Below are 22,199 nucleotides of genomic sequence, written 5' to 3'. Positions count from 1 at the left end.
GACGCAAGAGGCCGGGTCTATGCCCGGCCTCTTCGTTTCGATGGATGCGAGACAGCACGACCGGTCCGCGCTTGAGACCGAAGTCCCGGCTCAAGCTGCACAGGATGCCGCTGTTCGAACCGCTCCCGCGAGTGCGGCCGCCCGCAGATGCGTCTTCGATCTGCACGCACGCTCCGACTGACCGAAGACGCTGGTGGGAGCGTCGTCGCCCGCTGTTGCGGGCACATCGCTCCCGCCCCTGACCAACCTATCTCCGGATCAGGCCGCTTTCGTCGCGTAGAACTGCGCTTCCTCCGTCGATCCCGTCAACGCGGTCACGCTCGACGCGCCGCCCTGGATCACCGTGGTCACGTCGTCGAAGTAGCCGGCACCGACTTCCTGCTGGTGCGAGACGAAGGTGTAGCCCTTGTCGCGCGCGGCGAATTCGCGTTCCTGCACCTGCTCGACGTAGTGCTTCATGCCTTCGCCGCGGGCGTAGTCGTGGGCAAACTGGAAGCTGTTGAACCAGTTGATGTGGATGCCGGCCAGGGTGATGAACTGGAATTTGTAGCCCAGCGCGGCCAGATCTTCCTGGAAGCTCGCGATCTGGCGGTCGTCGAGGTTCTTCTTCCAGTTGAAGCTTGGCGAGCAGTTGTAGCTCAGCAGCTTGCCGGGATGCTTGGCGTGCACGGCCTGGGCGAATTCGCGGGCGAAGCCGATGTCGGGCGTGCCGGTTTCGCACCACACCAGATCCGCGTACGGCGCGTAGGCCACGCCGCGGCTGATCGCCTGCTCCAGGCCGTTGCGCACCTTGTAGAAGCCCTCGGACGTGCGCTCACCGGTGACGAACGGCGCATCGTTGGCATCGAAGTCGGAGGTCAGCAGGTTCGCGGCTTCGGCATCGGTACGCGCCAGCACGATCGCGGGCACGCCGAGCACGTCCGCGGCCAGGCGCGCGGCGACCAGTTTCTGCACGGCCTCCTGCGTGGGCACCAACACCTTGCCGCCCATGTGGCCGCACTTCTTGACCGCGGCCAGCTGGTCCTCGAAATGCACGCCCGACGCGCCGGCGACGAGCATGTTCTTCATCAGTTCGTAGGCGTTGAGCACGCCGCCGAAACCGGCCTCGCCGTCGGCGACGATCGGCAGGAAGAAATCGATCGCGTCGCGTTCGTCGAGCTTGCCGTCGGCGATGTTCTTCCATTGGATCTCGTCGGCGCGCTGGAAGGTGTTGTTGATCCGGCGGACCATCGTCGGCACCGAGTCGTAGGCGTACAGCGACTGGTCCGGGTACATGGTCTCGGAGCTGTTGCCGTCGGCGGCGACCTGCCAGCCGGACAGATACACCGCTTCCAGGCCGGCCTTGGCCTGCTGCATCGCCTGGCCCGCGCTGATCGCGCCGAAGGCGTTGACGTAGCCCTTCTTCGCGTCGCCGTTGACGAGGTCCCACAGCTTCTCGGCGCCGCGCTTGGCCAGCGTGTGCTCGGGCTGCACGCTGCCGCGCAGGCGCACGACATCGGCGGCGGAGTACGGCCGCTGGATGCCGCTCCAGCGCGGGTTGGTGCTCCAGTCCTGCTGCAGGGCGTCGATCTGTTGCTGGCGGGTGGTCATGAGGGATTTCCTTCGGAGTGGTGATTCGTGATGCGTGATTTGTGATTCGGAAAAGCGGCTGATCGCGTCCGGAACGTGCCTTGGATGTTTCCAATCACGAATCGCGGCGCAGAACGGCGGCAATCGACGAGGAGCTGGGTGATTGGTGATGTGTGATTCGATCGAGGACCGGACAGGCGTACAGCGCGTGCGTTGGCTGTTTCCAATCACGGTTGTTGACGGCCGAATGTCCGGTCATCACAGATCCACCAGTCACGGCGACTCACAGTCGCGCGTACGCCGGCAGCGTCAGGAAGTCCTCTAGCGTGTCGCTATGCGTGAGGTCCTCCAGCAGCGCGATGGCTTCGGGCACGCGCGCCGCGCCCGGGATGTCCTGACCGGCGAGCTTCGACGGCAGCGACAGCAGCACGCGGTCGAGCAGGGCTTCGTCGATCGCGGTGCCGTCGTCGAGATGCAGCGGCGCGTGACCGTCGTCGGCGTAGTGGACCCACTGCCAGAGTTGCGCACGCGCGATCTCGGCCGTCGCGGCGTCTTCCATCATGTGGTGGATCGGCACGCAGCCGTTGCCGTCGAGCCAGGCGGCGATGTAGCGCACGCAGACCTCGACGTTGCCGTCGAATCCCGCGCGGCTGATCGTGCCGATCGAGGGTGCGATCAGATCGTCGCGGTCGACCAGCACGTCGTCGCGCGTCATCGCGTGCTGGTGCGGGCCGCGCATGCGCTCGTCGAAGATCTGCTTCGCCAGCGGAATCAATGCGGGATGCGCGACCCAGGTGCCGTCGTGCCCGGCCGTGACTTCGCGCAGCTTGTCGGCGCGCACGCGCGCCATCGCGGCATCGTTCGCCGCGTCGTCGCCGGCGATCGGAATCTGCGCCGCCATGCCGCCCATCGCATGCGCGCCGCGGCGGTGGCAGGTCTGCACCAGCAGCTCCGAATACGCCTTCAGGAACGGCTGCGTCATCGTGACCTGCGCGCGCTCGGGCAGCACGCGGTCGCGATGGCGGCGGAAGGTCTTGAGGTAGGAAAAGATGTAGTCCCAGCGCCCGCAGTTGAGGCCGGCGATGCGGTCCTTCAGCGCGTGCAGGATCTCGTCCATCTCGAACACCGCCGGCAGGGTTTCGATCAGCACGGTCACGCGGATCTGCCCGGCCGGCAGTCCCAGCGCGCGTTCGACGTGGGCCAGCACGTCGTCCCACAGCTGCGCCTCTTCCATCGACTGCAGCTTGGGAATGTAGAAGTACGGGCCGCGGTCCTTCGCCGCCAGCGCGTGCGCGTTGTGGAACGCGAACAGACCGGCATCGAACAGCGCGCCCGACATCGGCGTGCCGTCGATGCGCACGTGCTTCTCGTCGAGGTGCCAACCACGCGGCCGCACGATCAGCACCGCGCGCTGATCCTCGGGCTTCAGCGCATAGCGCTTGCCGGCGTCCGACGTGAATTCCAGGGTGCCGACGATCGCATCGCGCAACGCCCGCTGGCCGGTCAGCAGGTTGTCCCAGGTCGGCGAGGTCGAGTCCTCGAAGTCGGCCATGTAGCAGCTGGCGCCGGAGTTCAGCGCGTTGATGACCATCTTCGGATCGACCGGCCCGGTGATCTCGACCCGGCGGTCGCGCAGCGCGGCCGGCAGTGGCGCGACCCGCCATTCGGACTCGCGAATGCTGCGGGTCCCGGGGCGGAAGTCCGGCAGCGCACCGGCGTCGAAGGCGGCCTGACGTTCACGGCGGGTCACGAGACAGGCCTGGCGCGTGTCTTCGAACGCGTCGTGCAGGCCGGTCAGGAAGGTCAGGGCATCGGGTGTCAGCAGGTCGTCGTGCGGGCCCGGCGGCAGGGCAACCCGGTCCGGGACGGGGAGATCGACAGGCTTGATGACGGCATTCATTCGGGGGACCTCGGTCGGTAACAGCGCTGCTGCGTTGCACCAGACCGTCTGCCCGCAGCGCGTATTTGACAACTGAGTTTTGCCAATCGGATATATAAGCTGGGCTGATACGGAGTGCGTAATGCCAGCCAAGTCCCCGCCCACGCTGCGGTTTCCCTACAAGTCGGATCGGCTTAAGCCACTGCGGGCGTTCTGCCAGACAGCGCGTCTGGGGTCCGTCTCACGGGCTGCCGAGGCGCTCTACGTGAGCCAGCCCGCGATCTCGCTGCAGTTGCAGGCGCTGGAACGTGAGCTGGGCGTCCCCCTGCTGGAGCGTAGCGGGCGGCGCCTCGTGCCGACCCGCGAGGGTCAGGTGCTGTACGAGCTGGCCCTGCCGCTGGTCGAAGCGCTGGACGCCCTGCCGGCCGCGTTCCGGCGCGGCGTCGGCGGCCTGGATGCGGGCGAGCTGACGATCGCGGCGAACAGTTCGACGATCCTCTATCTGCTGCCCAGGATCGTGGACCTGTTCCGCCGGCAGCATCCCGATGTGCGCCTGACCCTGCAGGACGCGATCACCGCCGACGGCACCGACCTGCTGCGCGCCGATGCCGTCGATCTGGTAGTCGGCTCGATGGTCGACGTGCCGGCCGACCTAGACTACGCGCCGGTCTACCGGTTCGAACCGATCCTGCTGACCCCGCCGGGCCATGCGCTCGCACGCGCGAAGCGGCTGACGCTCGAGGACATCGCCCGTTACGGCCTGATCCTGCCGCCGAAGCGCCAGGTCACCTACCGCCTCGTCGACCAGGTGTTCCAGCAGGCGCGCGTGCCCTACACCGTGGCGCTGGAGGTCGGCGGCTGGGAGGTCATCAAGCAGTACGTCGCGATGGGGATGGGCATTTCGATCGTCAGTGCGATCTGCCTCGGGGCGGACGATGGCGAACGCCTGGCGACGCGCCCGGTGTCGGAATGGTTTCCGGCGCGCAGCTACGGCGTGGTGGTGCGCAAGGGCAAGATCCTGTCACCGCAGGCGCGGGCGTTCATCGAGTTGATCAAGCCTGATCTGTTCGTGCGGCGGGATCATGAGGATGCGGGGCATTCGGAGCGGTAGCGCCGCCCGGCGTTGCGTTTGCGTTTTGGCTGATCTTGATCGTCAGAACGCGCACGCCGTCACCGCAGACCCGGAGGACAACGGCCATGGATGCCAGTCGTTTTCGAACGGGCCAGAATGGCGAGTCGAAAAATCCCGGAACAAATGACACGCCGATGCGCTTCGTGGGGAATGGCCCTTTGTCTGCGTTTCTTCGACTCGCATCTTCGGGACCGGCTTCGCCGTTGCACTGCGTGCGCAGGGCCAGCAACAGAAACGAACTCGCTCGCCGCAGGGCGAGTGGAAGCATTTGATCCTGTGCGTCGCCACAGTCGAAGAAGCGAAGTAGCAACGTCAACCGCTTTCGTCCGCTGACGCGGCCGAGTTCGTTTCTTCTGGTTGACGCCCACGCGCGTAGCGCGAACGGCGCAGCCGGCCCCGAAGGGGCGAGCATCGAAGACGCGAGTCAAAGAAACGGAACCAAAGAGAAACGTCTCCCCGACACGTCCGAAGCCCGCGGCGTCATGTCACCGGGAACTCCCCACTCGGCAACCAGCCGAGGTCGGAAAACGCCGCCCATCCATGGGCGGTCCCTCCGGGTTTGATGCGTGTGCGAACAGCTCGAAGCGAAGCTCGGCACGCGAGAAGCTGACGCGCCGACGATGGCGCGTGCAGACCATTACCGACCCGCTTGCACAGTCGCTTCTTCCTGCTCGTCGCCCACCGGCGCCACGACCCGCCGCGTCGCCTTCTCCAGCTGTGCCAACGCGACCTGGCCAGCCACCTTCGCTTCCATCGCCTGCTGCTGCACCTTGCACAGCGTCTGCATGTGGTCGGCATCGAAGTTCAGGCGTTCGATCAGGAAATCGACGAACGCGCGCACCTTCGGCGACACGAGGCGGCCGCCGGGGAAGACGGCATTGAAGTCGACTTCCGGGCCGGTCCAGCCGGCGAGCACGCGTTGCGCCATGCCGGCTTCGACGAAGGCCTTGGCCATCACGTCGCCAGTCAGCATCAGGCCTTCGCCCTTGATCAGCGCCCAGTTGAGCGCGGCGGGATCGTTGGCGACGAGTTGCGGGTTGACCGGGAAGTCGCGCAACGCACGGCCGTCGGTGAGCGACCAGATGAAACGGTTGTTGGCGTTGTGGCTTTTGCGCATCACCAGGGTGCGGTGGTGCTGCAGGTCGTCGGGGTGCAGGGGTTCGCCGTGCTGTTCGATGTAGGACTGGCTGGCGAAGACCTGCGTGCGCAGGCTGCCGAGCTTGCGCGCGACGAGGTTGGAATCGGGCAGCGTGCCGATGCGCAGGGCGAGGTCGGCTTCGCCCGCGATCAGGTCGAGCTTCTCGTTGCCCATGTGCATGTCGAGCTGGATCTCGGGGTACTGCGCCTGGAAGTCGCCGAGCAGCGGCGCGATCCAGGTGATGCCGATCGAATACGGCACGGTGAAGCGCAACCAGCCGCGCGGGCCGGACTGCAACTGCGCGACGGCGCTCTCCGCTTCTTCGAGCCCACGTGCGATGCGCTGGCAATGCTCGTGATAGATGCTGCCGGCCTCGGTGAGGCCGAGCCGGCGCGTGGTGCGGTTGAGCAGGCGCGCGCCGAGTCGCTGTTCGAGTTCCTGCACCTTGCGGCTGACCGTGGTCTTGGGCAGACCGAGCGCATTGGCGGCAGCGATGAAGCTGCCCTGCTCGACCACCTTGACGAAGATCAGGGTCTCGTTGAGATCGTGTGCCATGTGGAACTCCTGGAGCGGGCGCGCGCACGGTGCGCGGAGGATTGGACCGTGACGGGGATAATTATTCCCTCGAATAGGGACTAATCAAGTCCCCTTTCGAGGCGGATGATCTGCGGCATCCCCCGAGTCGACGCCGCCCATGTCCGCCCCCCGTCCCGCCGCGACCCCTGCGCCACGCCCCGCGACCGCCCCCGCGCGTCGCCGCGGGCTGCGCATGGAAATCCCGCCGAATCAATCGTCTAGCGCTCGTATCGCCACCCCCAAGCGGCTCCAGGCCGGCAATGCCGGCTGGGGCTGGCTGTGGTCCTGGTTGCCCGGCAATGCCCGCCGCCGCAGTGCCCCGGCATCGATCGAAGACCGGTTTTCGGGAGACAAAATCCCATGAAAGGGACAATCAGAGCGCCTCTGGTGATTGTGGGCGCCACCGGGATGGTCGGAACGCGCGTGGTTGCGCAGGCATTGGCCGCCGGGCGCCGCACGATCGCGGTCGCCAATGACGCCGAAGCGCTCGATCAACTGAAGGTCCAGTACGGCGCGGCGCTGACCACGCTGTTCGCCGACATCCGCAGCGACGGCGGCGCGGCCGATCTCGCTGCCCGCCTGCGTGCACTGCCGGGTCCTGCGCCGGGTGCGGTGATCGCGGCGATCCGTGGCGCGGCCGGCAGCCAGCGTGTGCTCGATGCGCCCGCAGACTTCCTGCGTCGCCGTCTTGATGAGGATCTGCTGCCGCATCTGTCGATCGCGCGCCATCTGCTGCCGCTGCTCGCCACGCAGCCGCGCGCCGGCTATGTGCTGGTCGGCGGCCCCGGCGCGGACCATCCGTGGTCGGGTTACGGCCACCACTCGATCGGCGCGTCCGCACTGCGGATGCTCGCGCGGGTGCTGCACGAGGAAGCTCGCACGCTGCCGGTGCGCGTGCAGATGCTCGCCGTCGATTCGCCGGTGCGCTGCGATGCCAACGCCGCCCATGCGCGTGCGCAGTGGCCGGATGTCGATGCGATCGCCGACCACGCGCTGCGTCTGGTCGATGGCGCCGCGAATGCAGACGTCGCCCTTGTGCGCTTCCCGATCGGCGCCGCCGTGCGCCCGCCAGGCCTGTCCGACGACCTCGATGTCGGGCCCTGCGCGCCCACCGATTCCCATCAGACCGATGCCAGCGCCCTGCTGCGTCGCCTCGCCACTGCCGCCTCCCCCCAGGAATCACGCTCATGATCCGCTCCCACATCAGCCCGCGCGCGTGGCGCGCACTCACCGCGACCGGTCTCGCCGTCGCCGTCGCACTCGTCGTCGCCGGTTGCGACACCCAGGCCCAGGAACAGACCCAGCCGCCACCGCCGGATGTCGGCGTTGCCGCCGTGCTGTCGGAACAGGTGCAGGACTGGAACGACGCCACCGGCCGCATCGCCGCGATCGAAAGCGTCGAGCTGCGCCCGCGCGTCAGCGGGTACGTGCAGCGCGTCGCCTACGCCGAGGGCGATGAAGTGAAGCAGGGCGACCTGCTGTTCGTCATCGACCCGCGTCCGTATCGCGCCGCGCTGCAGCGCGCGGAAGCCGAACTCGCCCGTGCCCGCGCCGATGCCCAGCTGGCGACCACGCGCCACACCCGCGCGCAGCAACTGATCGATGCCAGCGCGATCTCGCGCGACGATTTCGAAGCGCGCAGCGCCGGACGCGCCGAAGCCGAAGCCGCCGTACGCGGTGCCCAGGCCGCGGTCGACACCGCACGACTGGATCTGGCCTTCACCGAGGTGCGTGCGCCGGTCGCCGGCCGCGCCGGTCGCGCGATGCTGACCACCGGCAATCTCGCCCAGGCCGATGCGTCGATGCTGACGACAGTGGTCTCGCAGGATCCGGTACACGTCTACTTCGAGACTGATGAGCGCACCTATCTGCGCCACCAGGCGATGACGCGCGCCGGTGAGCGCACCGGCGCCGACAACGCGGTGCGCGTGGGTCTGGCCGACGAGACCGGTTATCCGCACGCCGGCACCGTCGATTTCCTCGACAACCAGATCGATCCCACGACGGGCACCGTGCGCGCCCGCGCCGTGCTGCCGAATCCGGACCGTCGCTTCACCCCGGGCCTGTTCGCGCGCGTGCAGCTGGAAGGCGCGGCCGCGCGGCCGGCGATCCTGATCGACGACAAGGCCGTGATCACCGATCAGGACCGCAAGTTCGTCTACGTCGTCGGCGAGGACAACACCGCGCAGCGTCGCGACATCGTGCCGGGCCGCATCGTCGAGGGTCTGCGCGTCGTCGAGTCCGGTCTTGCTGCCGGCGACCGCGTGATCGTCAACGGCGTGCAGAAGGTCTTCATGCCGGGCATGCCGGTCGCGCCGAAGGCGGTCGCGATGCGCGGCGGTGCGCCGGTCGAGGCCGTCGCGAAGCGCTGACCCGCGTTTGACCCACACCTCTCCCTTCGGGAGAGGTCGACGCGCGCAGCGCGTCGGGTGAGGGCGAGGCGTCACCGTTGAAACCCCTCCCTCATCCGCCCCTCCGGGGCACCTTCTATCCCGAGGGCACGTAGTCCCAGAGGGAGAAGGGCTTGCCGTTCCCGCGTTCTTTTCTCTGCGGCCTTCGCGCCGCCCACAAGGATTTCCCCGTGGACTTCTCCCGCTTCTTCATCGACCGGCCGATCTTCGCCGCGGTGCTGTCGATCCTGATCTTCGCCGGTGGCCTGATCGCCATCCCGCTGCTGCCGATCGGCGAATACCCGGAGGTCGTGCCGCCGTCGGTGGTCGTGCGCACCGTGTACCCGGGCGCCAATCCGAAGGTGATCGCCGAAACCGTGGCGACGCCGCTCGAGGAGGCCATCAACGGCGTCGAGGACATGATGTACATCAAGTCCGTCGCCGGCTCCGACGGCGTGCTGCAGCTCACCGCCACCTTCAAGCCCGGCACCGATGCCGACGAGGCGGCGGTGCGCGTGCAGAACCGCGTGGCCCAGGCGCTCGCGCGCCTGCCCGAGGATGTGCGCCGGCAGGGCGTGACCACGCAGAAGCAGTCGCCAGTCTTCCTGATGGTGGTGCATCTGACCTCGAGCGACGGCCGCTACGATTCGCTGTACCTGCGCAACTACATGCGCCTGCACGTCAAGGACGAGATCGCGAAGATCTCCGGCGTCGGCGATGCGCAGGTGTTCGGCGGTGGCGACTATGCGATGCGTCTGTGGCTGGATCCCGACAAGATCGCCGCGCGCGGCATGACCGCCAGCGACGTGGTGCGCGCGGTGCGCGAGCAGAACGTGCAGGTCTCGGCCGGCCAGCTCGGCGCCGAACCGATGCCCAACGGCAGCGACTTCCTGCTGCCGATCAATGCCAAAGGCCGTCTGGAAACCGTCGAGGAGTTCGGCGACATCGTGCTGAAGTCCGGCGCCGACGGTGAGCTGGTACGTCTGGCCGACGTCGCCCGCATCGAACTCGCCGCCGGCGACTACACGCTGCGCGCACGTCTCGACGGCAAGAACGCGGCGGCGATCGGCGTCTTCCAGGCGCCAGGTGCGAACGCGCTCGAGATCCGCGACGGCGTGGTCGCGACCATGGAGCAGTTGCGGCCTTCGCTGCCGCCGGGCGTCGAGATCCAGTCGATCTACGACACCACGATCTTCGTGCGCGATTCGATCAAGTCGGTCGTCATCACGCTGATTGAAGCGACGCTGCTGGTGGTGCTGGTGGTGATCCTGTTCCTGCAGACCTGGCGCGCATCGATCATTCCGCTGCTGGCGGTGCCGGTGTCGATCGTCGGCACGTTCGCGGTGCTGTACCTGCTCGGCTATTCGATCAACACGCTGACCCTGTTCGGACTGGTGCTGGCGATCGGCATCGTGGTCGACGACGCGATCGTGGTGGTGGAGAACGTCGAGCGGCACATCGAACTCGGCGCCACGCCATTGGAGGCCGCGCATCTGGCGATGCAGGAAGTCTCCGGCCCGATCATCGCGATCGCGCTGGTGCTGTGCGCAGTGTTCGTGCCGATGGCGTTCCTGACCGGTGTGACCGGCCAGTTCTACAAGCAGTTCGCGGTGACCATCGCGATCTCGACGGTGATCTCGGCGATCAACTCGCTGACCCTGTCGCCGGCGCTCGCCGCGAAGCTGCTGCGCGCGCACGGCGCCCCGAAGGATCGCCTGACGCGCATCATCGATCGCCTGTTCGGCTGGCTGTTTCGTCCGTTCAACCGCTTCTTCAACCGCAGTTCGGAACGCTACGAAGGCGCAGTGTCGCGTTCGCTGGGCCGCCGCGGCGCGGTGTTCCTGGTGTACGCGGTGCTGCTGCTCGGCGCGGGCGTGATGTTCAAGGTGGTGCCGGCCGGCTTCATTCCGGTGCAGGACAAGCTGTACGTGATCGCCGGCGTGAAAATGCCCGAGGGCGCATCGATCGAGCGTACCGATGTTGTCCTCAAGAAGATGGCCGCGCTCGCCAGTGAAGTCGACGGTGTCGCCAGCGAGATCGCGTTCCCGGGCCTCAACCCGCTGCAGTTCACCAATACGCCCAACAACGGCGTGATCTTCTTCACCCTCGATCCCTTCAGCGAGCGCTCGCGCACCGCCGAAGAGATCACCGCAGAGCTCAACCAGAAGTTTTCGACGATCCAGGAAGGCTTCACCTTCGCTTTCATGCCCCCGCCGATCCAGGGCCTGGGCAACGGCTCGGGCTGGTCGCTGTTCGTCCAAGACCGCACGCGTCTGGGCTACGGCGAACTGCAGGCCGCGGTGCAGGCGTTTCAGGGCGCGGCGATGCAGACGCCGGGCCTCGGCTATCCGATCAGCAGCTACCAGGCCAACGTGCCGCAGCTCGACGCGGACGTGGATCGCGTCAAGGCGAAGGCGCAGGGCGTGCCGTTGACCGAACTGTTCGACACGCTGCAGACGTATCTGGGGTCGTCCTACGTCAACGACTTCAACATGTTCGGCCGCACCTGGCAGGTCATCGCCCAGGCCGACGGCCAGTTCCGCGACGAGGTGACCGACATCGCCAACCTGCGCACGCGCAATGACGCGGGCGAGATGGTGCCGGTGGGTTCGATGGTCAACGTGCGCCAGACCTACGGCCCCGATCCGGTGATCCGCTTCAACGGCTATCCCGCGGCCGACCTGCTGGGCGATGCCGACCCGCGCGTGCTGTCCTCGGGCGAGGCCATGGCCAAGGTCACCGAGCTTGCCGGACAGGTGCTGCCGGCCGGCATGGGCATCGGCTGGAGCGACCTGAGCTATCAGCAGTCGAACCAGAGCGGTGCGGCGATGGTGGTGTTCCCGCTCGCGGTGTTGCTGGCGTTCCTCGTGCTCGCGGCGCTGTACGAAAGCTGGTCGCTGCCGCTGGCGGTGATCCTGATCGTGCCGATGACGCTGCTGTCCGCCCTGTTCGGCGTGTGGCTGGCAGGCGGCGACAACAACGTGTTCGTGCAGGTGGGGCTGGTCGTGCTGATGGGCCTGGCATGCAAGAACGCGATCCTGATCGTCGAGTTCGCACGCGAACTGGAAATGCAGGGCAAGGGCATCGTCGAGTCCGCGCTGGAAGCCAGCCGTCTGCGTCTGCGCCCGATCGTCATGACCTCGGTCGCCTTCATCGCCGGCACCGTGCCGCTGGTGCTGTCGACGGGTGCAGGCGCGGAGGTCCGCTCGATCACCGGCGTCACCGTGTTCGCCGGCATGTTGGGCGTGACCCTCTTCGGCCTGTTCCTGACGCCGGTGTTCTACGTCGCACTGCGCAAGCTCGCCAATACCCCGGTGGTCTCGCACAAGCCGGTGCCGCATGACGCACCCGTTGGCAGCACGCACGCATGACCCACGCCGTCCACATCACGCACGTCTCTCTTTCCGATCCAGGCCGCGCCGATGCGCGCGGCCGCACCCCGGATCCCCACGCCAGGAGTCACCCATGAACACCTCGTCCCGCATCGCCCTCGTCACCGGCGCCACCCGCGGCATCGGTCTGGAGACCGTGCGGCAGCTCGCCGAAGCCGGTGTCCACACGCTGCTGGCCGGTCGCAACCGTGACCGGGCTGTCGAAGCCGCATTGAAGCTGCAGGCCGAAGGTCTGCCGGTCGAGGCCATCGCGCTCGATGTCACCGATGCCGCGAGCATCGCCGCGGCCGCGAAGACCATCGAGGACCGCCACGGCCGCCTCGACATCCTGGTCAACAACGCCGGTATCGGGCTCGACGACGCGCAACTCGGCACGGCAGGCCAGTCGATCGACACCTGGCGCGCCACGTTCGAGACCAACGTGTTCGGTCTGATCGCCACCACCCAGGCGCTGCTGCCGCTGCTGCACAAGTCGGGAGCCGGCCGTATCGTCAACGTGTCCAGCCTGCTCGGCTCGATCAGCGAGCATCAGAATCCGGCATCCTTCATCTACGACTTCAAGGGCGTTCCCGCCTACAACGTGTCCAAGAGCGCGGTGAACGCGTGGACGGTGCATCTGGCGCACGTGCTCAAGGACGCCGGCATCAAGGTCAACACGATCCATCCGGGCTACGTGCGCACCGACATGAACAAGTCGGGCGACGAACAGAACGGCGAACTCGAAGTCGCCGATGGCGCGCGCACCAGCGTGCGTCTGGCGCTGATCGACGATGCCGGCCCGACCGGCGGCTACTTCTATCTCGATGAGGTGCTGCCGTGGTGATGCGTCCACTGATCACGGTGCTGGCGGCTGCACTGCTGGCCGCCTGCGCCGTCGGCCCCGACCATGTGCGGCCGTCGATGGCCGTGCCGGAGACCTTCGACACCACCCGCGCGCCGACAGCCGTCGCCGCAGCGACGACCCCGACCGTCGTGGACACCGCGTTCTGGCAGGCCTTCGGCGATCCGCAGTTGAATGCCCTGGTCACTGACACGCTGGCCGCGAACCACGACCTGCGTATCGCGCTGGCCCGCTACGACCGCGCGAATGCGCTGTTGCGCGGTACGCGCTTCGACCAGTTCCCGACGATCGATGCCGGTGCGAACGCGACCAGCAATCGCGCGAGTGCCGATCAGGCGCCGGGCGTCCCGCGTGAGGCGCGGGATACCGACAGCTTCGACGCCGGTATCGGCGCGAGCTGGGAACTCGACCTGTTCGGCCGCGTGCGACGCGGCGTGGAGGCCGGCCGCGCCGAAGTGGCCGCCAGCGCGGACGATCTGCGCGCGCTGCAGGTCGCGATCGTCGGCGAAGTGGCGACGGCGTATCTCGACCTGCGCGGCCTGCAGGAGCGGCTGCGCGTGGCGACCGAGAACGCCGGCAACCAGCAGCAGACGCTGGCACTGGTGCAGGCCCGGCGCGAGGCCGGCCAGGACAGCGACTTCGACACCGCCCGCGCCTCGGCGCAGGCAGCGGCGACCTCGGCGCGTATTCCCGCGCTCACGGCCGAAATCCAGGTCGCGATCCATCGCATCGCGGTGCTGAGCGGACGTACGCCGGATGCCCTGCAGGCCGCACTGTCGCCGGCGGTCGCCCTGCCCCGGGTGCCGCGCACCATCGATCCGGGCACGCCCGGCGACGTGCTGCGGCTGCGCCCCGATGTCGCCGCGGCCGAACACCGCCTGCACGCCGCGATCGCGCGCATCGGCGTCGCGACGGCGGATCTGTTTCCGAGGTTCACGCTAGGCGGGCTGATCGGCAGCCAGGCCGGCGACATCGGCGGATTGTTGGAACGCAGCAGCGAGACACGGCTGGTGGCACTGGGCATCGACTGGTCGTTCCTCGACATCGGCCGCGTGCGCGCACGCATTGCCGCGGCGGACGCCGATGCCGAACTGGAGCTGGCGCGCTACCAGCAGACCGTACTGCGCGCGCTGGAGGACACCGCCAATGCACTGGCGCGTTTCGACCGTGCGCACGACGAGGACGTGGAACTGGAGCGTGCCGCCCGCGACAGCGCACGCGCGGCGTCGCTGGCACGCCTGCGTTTCGACGCGGGGGCGACCGGACTGCTCGACGTGCTCGATGCCGAGCGCACCCAGCTGCAGAGCGAGGACGCGTTCGCCGCCAGCCGCACCCGCACCGTGACCGGCGCCGTGTCGCTGTATCGCGCCCTGTCGGGCGGTTGGCCGCAGACGCTGCCGCAGCAGGAACTGCTGGAGGGGTACGTGTCGGGGCTTTGAGTGCGTCCGTGACGTGCGTCGTCAGGCCAGTCCAGGCGAGCCGCGACGCTCGCTGACCGGCCGCGCATCCGGCCGCGCTTGATCGCGTGCACAGGCGCTCGCTTCAGGCCGTACCCGCACGCAGCGCCCGTGCGGGCGTACGGCGGCGTCCGCTCAGAGGGCAGGCGAGGCCGTCTCGTGCACCGGCGCATGCGCGGGTACGTGATTCGACACCTCGCGTGTCTGCCGCTCCAGCGCGTCGAATCCGCGCTGCAGCCAGGCCTGGCCTGTGTCGTTCGCGAGTTCCGCACGCAGGCGCTCCGAGATCGCGAAGCCGTCGTCGCGTGCGGCCGCCGACAGCAGATCGTGCGTGAACGCGTCCGTCCCCTGCGCCGTCTCGCGCACGGGGACCGTGCCCTGCACGGGACCGATCGTCACACGTTGCCAGTCCAGTGCCGCGGCCATTGCTTCGTTGCGGGGCATCGCGTCGCGGCAGTCGATCTGGCAAAGCGCCGGCGGCGCGAGCAGATCCCGCATGCCACGTTTGCCTGTCTCGTCGAAGATCGACGTGCCGTAGATGTAGGAGTGTTCTTCGGATCGATGGACCACGTAGCGATCCGGATCCTCGGGAAGCGCACGCTTCTCCAGCGGCGGCGGCCGGATCATCGCGTTGATGAAGTCGATGCCCAGATTGCCTGAGAGGATGCCGAGCCCGTCACGTCGATAGCCGCCACCGATGTCGCTATGCGCACCGGCCACGCCGACATTGAGAAAACGGCCATCGAGGGTCATTCCCGGGTCCGTGATCCAAGTGCCCTGGAACAGATTGCGTCGATCGAGGGTGGCCGTGATCTGGAATGCGGAGACGACGGACTCGGCGAGGCGTCGATCGTTCTGTCGCGGTGCGCCGGTGCCGACCGGGTCGAACAATGCTGCGGCCTGCACCACGGTTCCGGGCGCGCGTAGGGGCGGATTGGGATACGACACCTGGCCAATGATCAGGCCATCCGCATTGCGTTTGACGACAGCGTCTGTCGGATCCTGGACACCGCGTTCTTCCACGAGTCGGGTAAACCCGGCCGCCTGTTCCGCACCTCGGCTGAAGCCGGTGGCCAGGATGCGAATGTCCGAGCCGGGATTCTCGATCAGCCATTTATGGGCCTGAATGGCGAACTGGAGATACATGTCTTCGATGCGCGCTTGGTAGCTGCCGCCGTACGCGGCATCGATCATGCCGCTGACGCCACCCTGCGTACCTGGTCCCGCGACATAGCCGGCATGGATCGGGACATATCCGAGACGGTCTTCCGCTGCGCGTGCATAACTACGGACCTGCTCATCTACGAGCGCGATATTGGTGAACTTGGCGGGATCGCGCTTGCTGTTCCCGGTGCCATCGAAGGACGCAACGAACAGGCGTTGATCAGGCTTGTCCTCATCCAGCAACACTGGTGCAGCGAAACGCTCGAGTGCGCGTTCGGCCTGCTCGAAGCTCGCGAGGTGGGCAGCTGTCGCTGCATCCGCGCGCACCCCATCGGGATGTCGATTGCCGCCCATGCTCCACCTCCGTGTGGATTTGGATCAGTACGTCCGGCTCCATGCCAACACGAGATCGCTCCGGAAATTGCTGTACTGATTGCCGGGTATACGGGGCGCTTTCAACGAGATGTATGCGTTCATGTAAACGTTGATCGTGCGGTCGTTGATTTCCATGATGACGTCCGGATTCACCATCGGGGTGTACTCGGACATCTCCTCGCGTGAGGTTTCGTGGACGACCAGTTCATCCTTGAAGATCTCACCGATGTCGACTTCAGCCTCCAGCGGCGTGCCGTCGCGGCTCTTCCACTTCACCACGGCAGGCGGCGGAAAATTCCGGATCATGAGGTGGTTCGCGGTTTTGATCTTGAGCGAGTTGGGATGTACGTCCTCGAGGGCGGGACGCGGTCCACTCGTGTGAGGTCGGTCCGCATAGACCACCAGGCACTCCTGCACCGCGTAGGTCGCGATCCCGAAGTTGTGGCGCATGAATCTGAGCGGCCAGTCGGCCTTGATGCGGTCGGGCGCCTCTGTCGATGGCGCTGCATCGGAACCGCGTGTTGTCGCCATAGTCTGACACCCCGTCGCAGTGAGTGCAGTCGCGACGAGCATCGTCGCAACCTGGCGTATGGAACGATCCGGCCGTCCGATTCCCTGGGCCATCGTGTGCATCCTGCCGCCGATATCGATGTCGGCCAGCATGCCTGACGCACGCGCGCCGGGGAATCAGGGGATGTCCGGCTGTGGGGTGAGGAGATGATGGCGTCGCGCGACGCGACGCGACGCACGGCGACGCGCGCTGATGTCTGATTGCTTGCCGATCGTGATCGCGCAACGCGCTGCGCGTGGCGCCCACGCGCGCGTCTGTGTCGTCGCACCGTCCGCAGTGCGCAGGCGTCGATCCGCACAAGGCTGCAGGCGCTATCGGGCGCCTGCAGCCGGATCGTGATGGACCAAGCGCGGTTTGATCAGCTGCCCAGCAGCACCCGGTTCATGCGCTGCACGAACGCGGCCGGATCGGCCAGCGGTGCGCCGGCGGTGATCTCGGCCTGTTCCAGCAGCAGGGTCGCCAGATCGGTGGCCTTCGCGTCGTCGGTCTCGCCGGCGATGCGCGTCAGCAGCGCGTGCTGCGGATTGATCTCCAGCGTTGGCGCATTGTCGGGCACGGCCTGGCCGGCTTCGCGCAGCAGACGGGCGAGGTGCGGGGCCATCTCGTAGTCGGCCAGCGCGAGGCAGGACGGCGAATCGGTCAGGCGCGCGGACACGCGGACCTCGCCGACGCGATCGCCGAGCAGGCCCTTGATGCGCTCGACCAGCGGTGCGGCTTCTTTCGAGGCCGCCTCCTGCTTGGCCTTGTCGGCGGCGTCGAGCGGCAGCTCGCCCTTGGCGACGTTCTTCATCGACTTGCCGGCGTACTCGTGCAGGTTGCCGAGCATCCATTCGTCGATGCGGTCGAACATCAGCAGCACTTCGATGTCCTTCGCGCGGAAGGCTTCGAGCTGCGGGCTGCCGGCGGCGGCCTTGTAGCCGTCGGCGGTGATGTACCAGATCGTGTCCTGGCCGACGGCCATGCGGCCAACGTAGTCGTCCAGCGAGACGGTCTGCGCGGCGCCATCACCCTTGGTCGATGCGAAGCGCAGGATCTTCGCGATGCGTTCGCGGTTGGTCGCGTCTTCGACGATGCCTTCTTTGAGCGTGTTGCCGAAGGCCTTGTGGAACGCGGCGAATGCGTCGGCGTCGTCGCGCGCCAGCTTCTCGATCATGTCGAGCACACGCTTCACGCAGGCGCCCTTGATGCGCTCGAGCTGGCGGTTGTGCTGCAGCAGTTCGCGGCTCACGTTGAGCGGCAGGTCGTCGGCATCGACGACACCGCGCACGAAACGCAGATAGTTCGGCAGCAGTTCTTCGGCCGCGTCCATGACGAACACGCGCTTGATGTAGAGCTTCAGACCCTTGCGCTCGTCGCGCCCGCCCATCATCAGGTCGAACGGCGGCTGCGACGGCAGGTACAGCAGCGTGGTGAAGCTCTGGCTGCCTTCGACGCGGTTGTGCGTCCACGCAGCCGCGTCGTTGAAGTCGTGACCAAGCGCTTTGTAGAAGTTCTGGTACTCCGCGTCGCTGATCTCGGACTTCGGCTTGGTCCACAGCGCGGATGCGTCGTTCGCGGTTTCCCACTCGGGCGCGGCGTCGGCCTTGGGGGCGTCCTCGCCGTCTTCGGGCGACGGCGCGTCCTTGGGCATGCGGATCGGAAACGCGACGTGGTCGGAATACTTGCGCACCAGCGAGCGCAGCTTCCAGCCGTCGAGGAATTCGTCCTCGTCAGCCTTGAGGTGCAGCACGACGGTGGTGCCGCGCTCGGGCAGGGTGACGGTGTCCAGCGAATACTCGCCGCGACCGTCGCTCTCCCACTTCACGCCGGCCTCGGGCGCGGCGTCCGCGTGGCGGGTGAGCACGGTCACGCGGTCGGCGACGACGAAGGCCGAATAGAAGCCCACGCCGAACTGGCCGATCAGGCGCGCGTCGGCTTTCTGCTCGCCGCTCATCGCTTCGAGGAAACGGCGCGTACCGGAGCTGGCGATGGTGCCGATGTTGGCGATGACGTCGTCGCGGTGCATGCCGATGCCGGTGTCGCGGATGGTCACCGTGCGCGCGGCCTTGTCCCAGCTGACGTCGATGTGCAGTTCGCTGTCGCCGGCCAGCAGGTCGGGATTGGCGATCGATTCGAAGCGCAGCTTGTCGCAGGCATCGGAGGCATTGGAGATCAGTTCGCGCAGGAAGATCTCCTTGTGCGAATAGAGCGAGTGCGTGACCAGATGCAGGACCTGGGCGACTTCGGCTTCGAACTTGCGGGTTTCGGCGGGTGCGGTCATTGCGTACGGCGTCCATGTGGCGGTGATGCGAGCCGTCGATATAGGTGTCGATGGCGCGGAATCAAGCCGGCGGCCGATTCCGTATGGCCATTCGGAGGCGCGCCCCCCGGGCCGGCGGTCGAGCTACCGCGAGACCACGTCGAGGCGTGGCAGATGATTCGTGATGAGCGATCCGCATCGGTTGCCAGGCACCTCCGGCTGCGGCGTCTGTCCCGTCGCCCTGCCGGCATCTCCGTACGCGCCGGGTCGGGGCTTTCACCCCTGCCGGTCAGGCGTTCAAGGGCGGAGAGGCATTCCATCCCGATCCATGCCGCCGCCAGAACGAGGGGCGACGTCTGAACCGCACTCAGATTGCTGAATTGCGGTCGCGATTAACTCCAGTTGAATCAGTTGTTTAGCGCGATTTCTTAATAGCACGTCGTCACGCACTCGTGACGTTAACCAAACTTTAACTGCGCGCAGTCGCTCGACATCGGACGTGGATCGATTCCGCAGTTGCCCTTTCGCGCTGGTCCATCGTCACGAGGTGACACCGTCATGACCGCTTTCACCGCCTCCCGCTGCCGGGTGCATCGCACCCGTCTCAGCCTCGCCGTCCCCGCCGCGCTGTGTGCCATGGCCCTGCCGATGGCGGCGCTGGCGCAGAGCAGCGAGCAGCCCACCAACCTGGATCGCATCACCGTGACCGGGTCCAATATCCCGCGGACCGATACCGAGACCGCCTCACCGGTCCAGGTGATCTCCCGCGACCAGATCGACCGCACCGGCAAGACCACGGTCGGCGAGTACCTGCAGAGCCTGTCGGTCGATGGCGCCGGCTCGGTGCCCAAGAGTTTCGGCAACGGCTTCGCGGGCGGCGGCTCGGCGATCTCGCTGCGCGGCCTTGGCGCCGGCTCCACGCTGGTGCTGCTCAACGGCCGCCGCATGGCGCCGTTCGGCCTGGCCGACGACGGCCAGAAGGTGTTCACCGACCTGAGCACCATTCCGCTGGATGCGGTCGAGCGGATCGAGGTGCTGAAGGACGGCGCCTCCTCGATCTACGGCTCCGACGCGATCGCCGGCGTGGTCAACGTCATCCTGCGCCGCGATTTCACCGGCGCGATCGCAACGGCGTCCTACGGCTGGTCCGGGGACGGCGGTGGCGACCAGCCCAAGGTCTCGCTCACTGCCGGCACCGGCAGCCTCGCCGAGGACGGCTACAACGTGTTCGTCAGCATCGAAGCGGCGAAGACCGATGCGATCCGCGTCCGCGACCGCCGCAACCGCAAATGGATCGGCACGGGCGACCTTCGTCCATACGGCTACGCGATCGGCACCAATCTGCCCGGGCGCATCACCGGTGGCGGCACCGGCGCCGGCGGCGGTCCCAGCGGCGCGATCGAAAACCCGAATACGGGCCTGTTCGAATCGCTGCCGGGCTGCGCGGCGCTGTCCGACGTGACCCCGCAGGATCCGGCGGGCGGCTGCCTGTGGGATGTCGCGCAGTTCCGCGACCTCTCGCCCCAGGAGGAGTACATCAACTTCTTCTCGCGCGCCGCGTTCGCGGTCGGCGACACCTCCGAGCTGTACATGGAGCTGGGCATCGCCAGCAAGCAGACGACGTTCCAGAACACGCCGTCGGGCGTATCCGGTGCCTGGGGCTTCCCCGGCGGGCCGGTCAACGCCAGCGATCCCGGCCCGGGCGCCACCGTGCTCGGCCCCGGCCATCCGGACAATCCGTATCCCGGCACCGCGAACCGCCTGCGCTACACCGCGTTCGACGTCGGCCCGCGCGTGACCTACAACGACAGCCGCTTCGTGCGCCTGCTGCTCGGCTTCAAGGGTACCTACGGCGAGTGGGACTACGACGTGGGCTATCTGCACTCGGGCACCGATCTCACCAACGAACGCACCGGCTTTCTGCAGTACAGCCGGGTCAAGACCGCGCTCGAGGATCCGGACAGCCCGGTCGGCTACTGGCGCATCGGCGACAACGGCGGCCAGAACTCGCAGGCGCTGTACGACTTCATCTCGCCGCGGATCAGCGCTGCCGGCCGTACACGCCTCGACATCTTCGATGCCAAGGTGAACCGGTCGCTGATGGACCTGTCGGGCGGTGCGCTGGGACTCGCGATCGGCGCCGAGTACCGGCGCCAGTCCGTGCTGCTGACCCCGCAGACCTTCACCGACCAGGGCGACATCATCGGCCTCGGCTATTCGGCCTACGGCGGTGTGGAGAAGGTCGCCAGCGCCTACGTCGAACTGCAGGCGCCGGTGCTCGAAAGCCTGGAACTGACCGGCGCCTTGCGCGTGGACAAGTACGACGGCGGCGATACCGCCACCACACCCAAGGTCGGCGTGAAGTGGTCACCCACCGACTGGATCGCGCTGCGCGGCACCTATGCCGAAGGCTTCCGCGCACCGAACCCCGCCGAAGCCGGCACCGGTGGCCTAGCGGCCTTCAGCACGGCGGTCGATCCGGTGCGCTGCGCGGCGCCCGGCAACGAGCCGCAGGATTGCGATGCGGGTCCGATCGCGCTGATCACCTCGCCCAATCCCGACCTGCAGCCCGAGGAGTCGAAGAGCACCACGGTCGGCATCGTGCTGTCGCCGTGGACCGGTGGCTCGCTGGCGTTCGATGCCTTCCGCATCAAGCGCACCGACGAGATCTTCGGCGGCAGCGCCGATGCGGCGATCGCGGCGGGCGGCGACAACGTCGTGCGCGGCACCAACGAGATCCCCGGCACGCCGGGCAGCGGTTCGATCCTCGCGGTGCTGGTGGGCTACGAGAACGCCTCGTCGACGACGGTCGAAGGCTTCGACGTCGACATGGAACAGCGCGTCGATCTGGGCGAAGCCGGCAGCCTGCGGCTGGATCTGCAGTTCACCCACATCAGCACCTTCGAGCGCCAGGACCTCGACGGTTCGACCTACGAGTTCGCCGGCACGCACGGCAACTGCGACGTGACCAACTGCATCGGCACGCCGAAGAACAAGGCGAACTTCGGCGCGACCTGGGAAATGGATGCATTCGCGGTCAGCAGCGTGGTGAACTGGCGCGACAGCATGCGCAACATCACCGAGGCCAGCGAGACCGACTGCGCGAACGGATTCGCCAACGGCGACGATGCCCCGCGCGGCTGCGAACTCGCGTCGTTCTACACCATCGATCTGTCGGCGCGCTGGATGCCGACCGAGCACCTGGAGCTGTTCGGCTCGGTCAACAACGTCACCGACCGCATCGCGCCGCTCGATCCGCTGACCTATGGCGCGATCAACTACAACCCGATGGATTTCAGCGGTGCGATCGGCCGCTACTTCACGGTCGGCGCGAAGTTCAAGTTCGACTGAGCGGCACGCGGTACCCGACACGCCCCGGTCCTGCCGCGGCGTTGTCGTGTCCGGGGCCCGCGCGTGTGCGTGGCGCCTTCGACGTTCAAGAGATGCATCGTCGCCGCGAGCACGCGGCCCGATGT

Annotated in this window: 13 protein-coding genes; 7 read left to right on the top strand and 6 right to left on the bottom strand. The window is 67.3% G+C overall.

What is annotated here, in order from left to right; genetic code table 11:
- Positions 1-258 precede the first annotated feature (258 nt).
- Complete coding sequence (gene aceA, locus AC3A5K_RS14780) at positions 259-1,590, bottom strand: isocitrate lyase (protein ID WP_487618313.1); 1,332 nt, start codon at positions 1,588-1,590, stop codon at positions 259-261.
- A gap of 262 nt (positions 1,591-1,852) precedes the next feature.
- Entirely contained in the window at positions 1,853-3,469 is a 1,617-nt protein-coding gene (gene aceB / locus AC3A5K_RS14775; RefSeq protein WP_487618312.1) for a malate synthase A, read from the bottom strand.
- Positions 3,470-3,590: 121 nt separating this feature from the next.
- Here aceB and AC3A5K_RS14770 point away from each other — a divergent pair, with 121 nt between their 5' ends.
- Positions 3,591-4,559: a LysR family transcriptional regulator gene (locus AC3A5K_RS14770; protein ID WP_487618311.1), complete on the top strand. Its 969-nt coding sequence runs from the start codon at positions 3,591-3,593 to the stop codon at positions 4,557-4,559.
- Positions 4,560-5,217: 658 nt separating this feature from the next.
- Here AC3A5K_RS14770 and AC3A5K_RS14765 read toward each other — a convergent pair.
- A complete protein-coding gene (locus AC3A5K_RS14765) occupies positions 5,218-6,273 on the bottom strand; it encodes a LysR family transcriptional regulator (RefSeq protein WP_487618310.1) in 1,056 nt (351 codons plus the stop codon).
- Positions 6,274-6,681: 408 nt separating this feature from the next.
- On the opposite strand from AC3A5K_RS14765, the gene AC3A5K_RS14760 reads away from it, so the two are divergent.
- The 5 genes from AC3A5K_RS14760 to AC3A5K_RS14740 all read left to right on the top strand — a co-directional run bounded on the left by AC3A5K_RS14760 (position 6,682) and on the right by AC3A5K_RS14740 (position 14,356).
- Positions 6,682-7,485 (top strand): SDR family oxidoreductase, encoded by an 804-nt coding sequence (locus AC3A5K_RS14760; RefSeq protein ID WP_487618309.1) that lies wholly within the window; start codon positions 6,682-6,684, stop codon positions 7,483-7,485.
- Complete coding sequence (locus AC3A5K_RS14755) at positions 7,482-8,666, top strand: efflux RND transporter periplasmic adaptor subunit (RefSeq protein ID WP_487618308.1); 1,185 nt, start codon at positions 7,482-7,484, stop codon at positions 8,664-8,666. The genes AC3A5K_RS14760 and AC3A5K_RS14755 overlap by 4 nt, the downstream gene beginning before the upstream one ends.
- A gap of 209 nt (positions 8,667-8,875) precedes the next feature.
- On the top strand, positions 8,876-12,055 hold the full coding sequence (locus tag AC3A5K_RS14750) for an efflux RND transporter permease subunit (protein WP_487618307.1): 3,180 nt from the start codon (positions 8,876-8,878) through the stop codon (positions 12,053-12,055).
- A gap of 94 nt (positions 12,056-12,149) precedes the next feature.
- Positions 12,150-12,899 (top strand): SDR family oxidoreductase, encoded by a 750-nt coding sequence (locus tag AC3A5K_RS14745; protein ID WP_487618306.1) that lies wholly within the window; start codon positions 12,150-12,152, stop codon positions 12,897-12,899.
- Entirely contained in the window at positions 12,899-14,356 is a 1,458-nt protein-coding gene (locus AC3A5K_RS14740) for an efflux transporter outer membrane subunit (protein ID WP_487618305.1), read from the top strand. Before AC3A5K_RS14745 ends, AC3A5K_RS14740 begins: the two co-directional genes overlap by 1 nt.
- 153 nt (positions 14,357-14,509) lie before the next feature.
- Here AC3A5K_RS14740 and AC3A5K_RS14735 read toward each other — a convergent pair whose 3' ends face one another.
- The 3 genes from AC3A5K_RS14735 to htpG form a co-directional block, all read right to left on the bottom strand.
- Positions 14,510-15,892, bottom strand: coding sequence for a phospholipase effector Tle1 domain-containing protein (locus AC3A5K_RS14735; protein WP_487618304.1), 1,383 nt, complete (start codon positions 15,890-15,892; stop codon positions 14,510-14,512).
- A gap of 24 nt (positions 15,893-15,916) precedes the next feature.
- Positions 15,917-16,576 carry a hypothetical protein gene (locus tag AC3A5K_RS14730; RefSeq protein WP_487618303.1) on the bottom strand — a complete coding sequence of 220 codons (660 nt, stop codon included), beginning with the start codon at positions 16,574-16,576 and terminating at the stop codon, positions 15,917-15,919.
- 266 nt (positions 16,577-16,842) lie between these two features.
- Positions 16,843-18,744: a molecular chaperone HtpG gene (htpG, locus tag AC3A5K_RS14725; RefSeq protein WP_487618302.1), complete on the bottom strand. Its 1,902-nt coding sequence runs from the start codon at positions 18,742-18,744 to the stop codon at positions 16,843-16,845.
- 537 nt (positions 18,745-19,281) lie between these two features.
- On the opposite strand from htpG, the gene AC3A5K_RS14720 reads away from it, so the two are divergent.
- Complete coding sequence (locus AC3A5K_RS14720) at positions 19,282-22,074, top strand: TonB-dependent receptor (protein WP_487618301.1); 2,793 nt, start codon at positions 19,282-19,284, stop codon at positions 22,072-22,074.
- Positions 22,075-22,199 lie beyond the last annotated feature (125 nt).

It is taken from the genome of Luteimonas sp. Soil_C_5, from assembly GCF_057656615.1.
The sequence above is the reverse complement of the archived record's forward strand: the minus strand, read 5'-3'. Positions and strand labels throughout refer to the sequence as shown.

What these genes read in the sequence shown, in the direction of transcription:
- AC3A5K_RS14720 (WP_487618301.1), top strand. Translation starts at nt 19,282, where the DNA reads ATGACCGCTTTCACCGCCTCCCGCTGCCGGGTGCATCGCACCCGTCTC.
- AC3A5K_RS14745 (WP_487618306.1), top strand. Translation starts at nt 12,150, where the DNA reads ATGAACACCTCGTCCCGCATCGCCCTCGTCACCGGCGCCACCCGCGGC.
- AC3A5K_RS14740 (WP_487618305.1), top strand. Translation starts at nt 12,899, where the DNA reads ATGCGTCCACTGATCACGGTGCTGGCGGCTGCACTGCTGGCCGCCTGC.
- AC3A5K_RS14730 (WP_487618303.1), bottom strand. Translation starts at nt 16,576, where the DNA reads ATGCTGGCCGACATCGATATCGGCGGCAGGATGCACACGATGGCCCAG.
- AC3A5K_RS14735 (WP_487618304.1), bottom strand. Translation starts at nt 15,892, where the DNA reads ATGGGCGGCAATCGACATCCCGATGGGGTGCGCGCGGATGCAGCGACA.
- htpG (WP_487618302.1), bottom strand. Translation starts at nt 18,744, where the DNA reads ATGACCGCACCCGCCGAAACCCGCAAGTTCGAAGCCGAAGTCGCCCAG.
- AC3A5K_RS14755 (WP_487618308.1), top strand. Translation starts at nt 7,482, where the DNA reads ATGATCCGCTCCCACATCAGCCCGCGCGCGTGGCGCGCACTCACCGCG.
- AC3A5K_RS14770 (WP_487618311.1), top strand. Translation starts at nt 3,591, where the DNA reads ATGCCAGCCAAGTCCCCGCCCACGCTGCGGTTTCCCTACAAGTCGGAT.
- aceA (WP_487618313.1), bottom strand. Translation starts at nt 1,590, where the DNA reads ATGACCACCCGCCAGCAACAGATCGACGCCCTGCAGCAGGACTGGAGC.
- AC3A5K_RS14765 (WP_487618310.1), bottom strand. Translation starts at nt 6,273, where the DNA reads ATGGCACACGATCTCAACGAGACCCTGATCTTCGTCAAGGTGGTCGAG.
- aceB (WP_487618312.1), bottom strand. Translation starts at nt 3,469, where the DNA reads ATGAATGCCGTCATCAAGCCTGTCGATCTCCCCGTCCCGGACCGGGTT.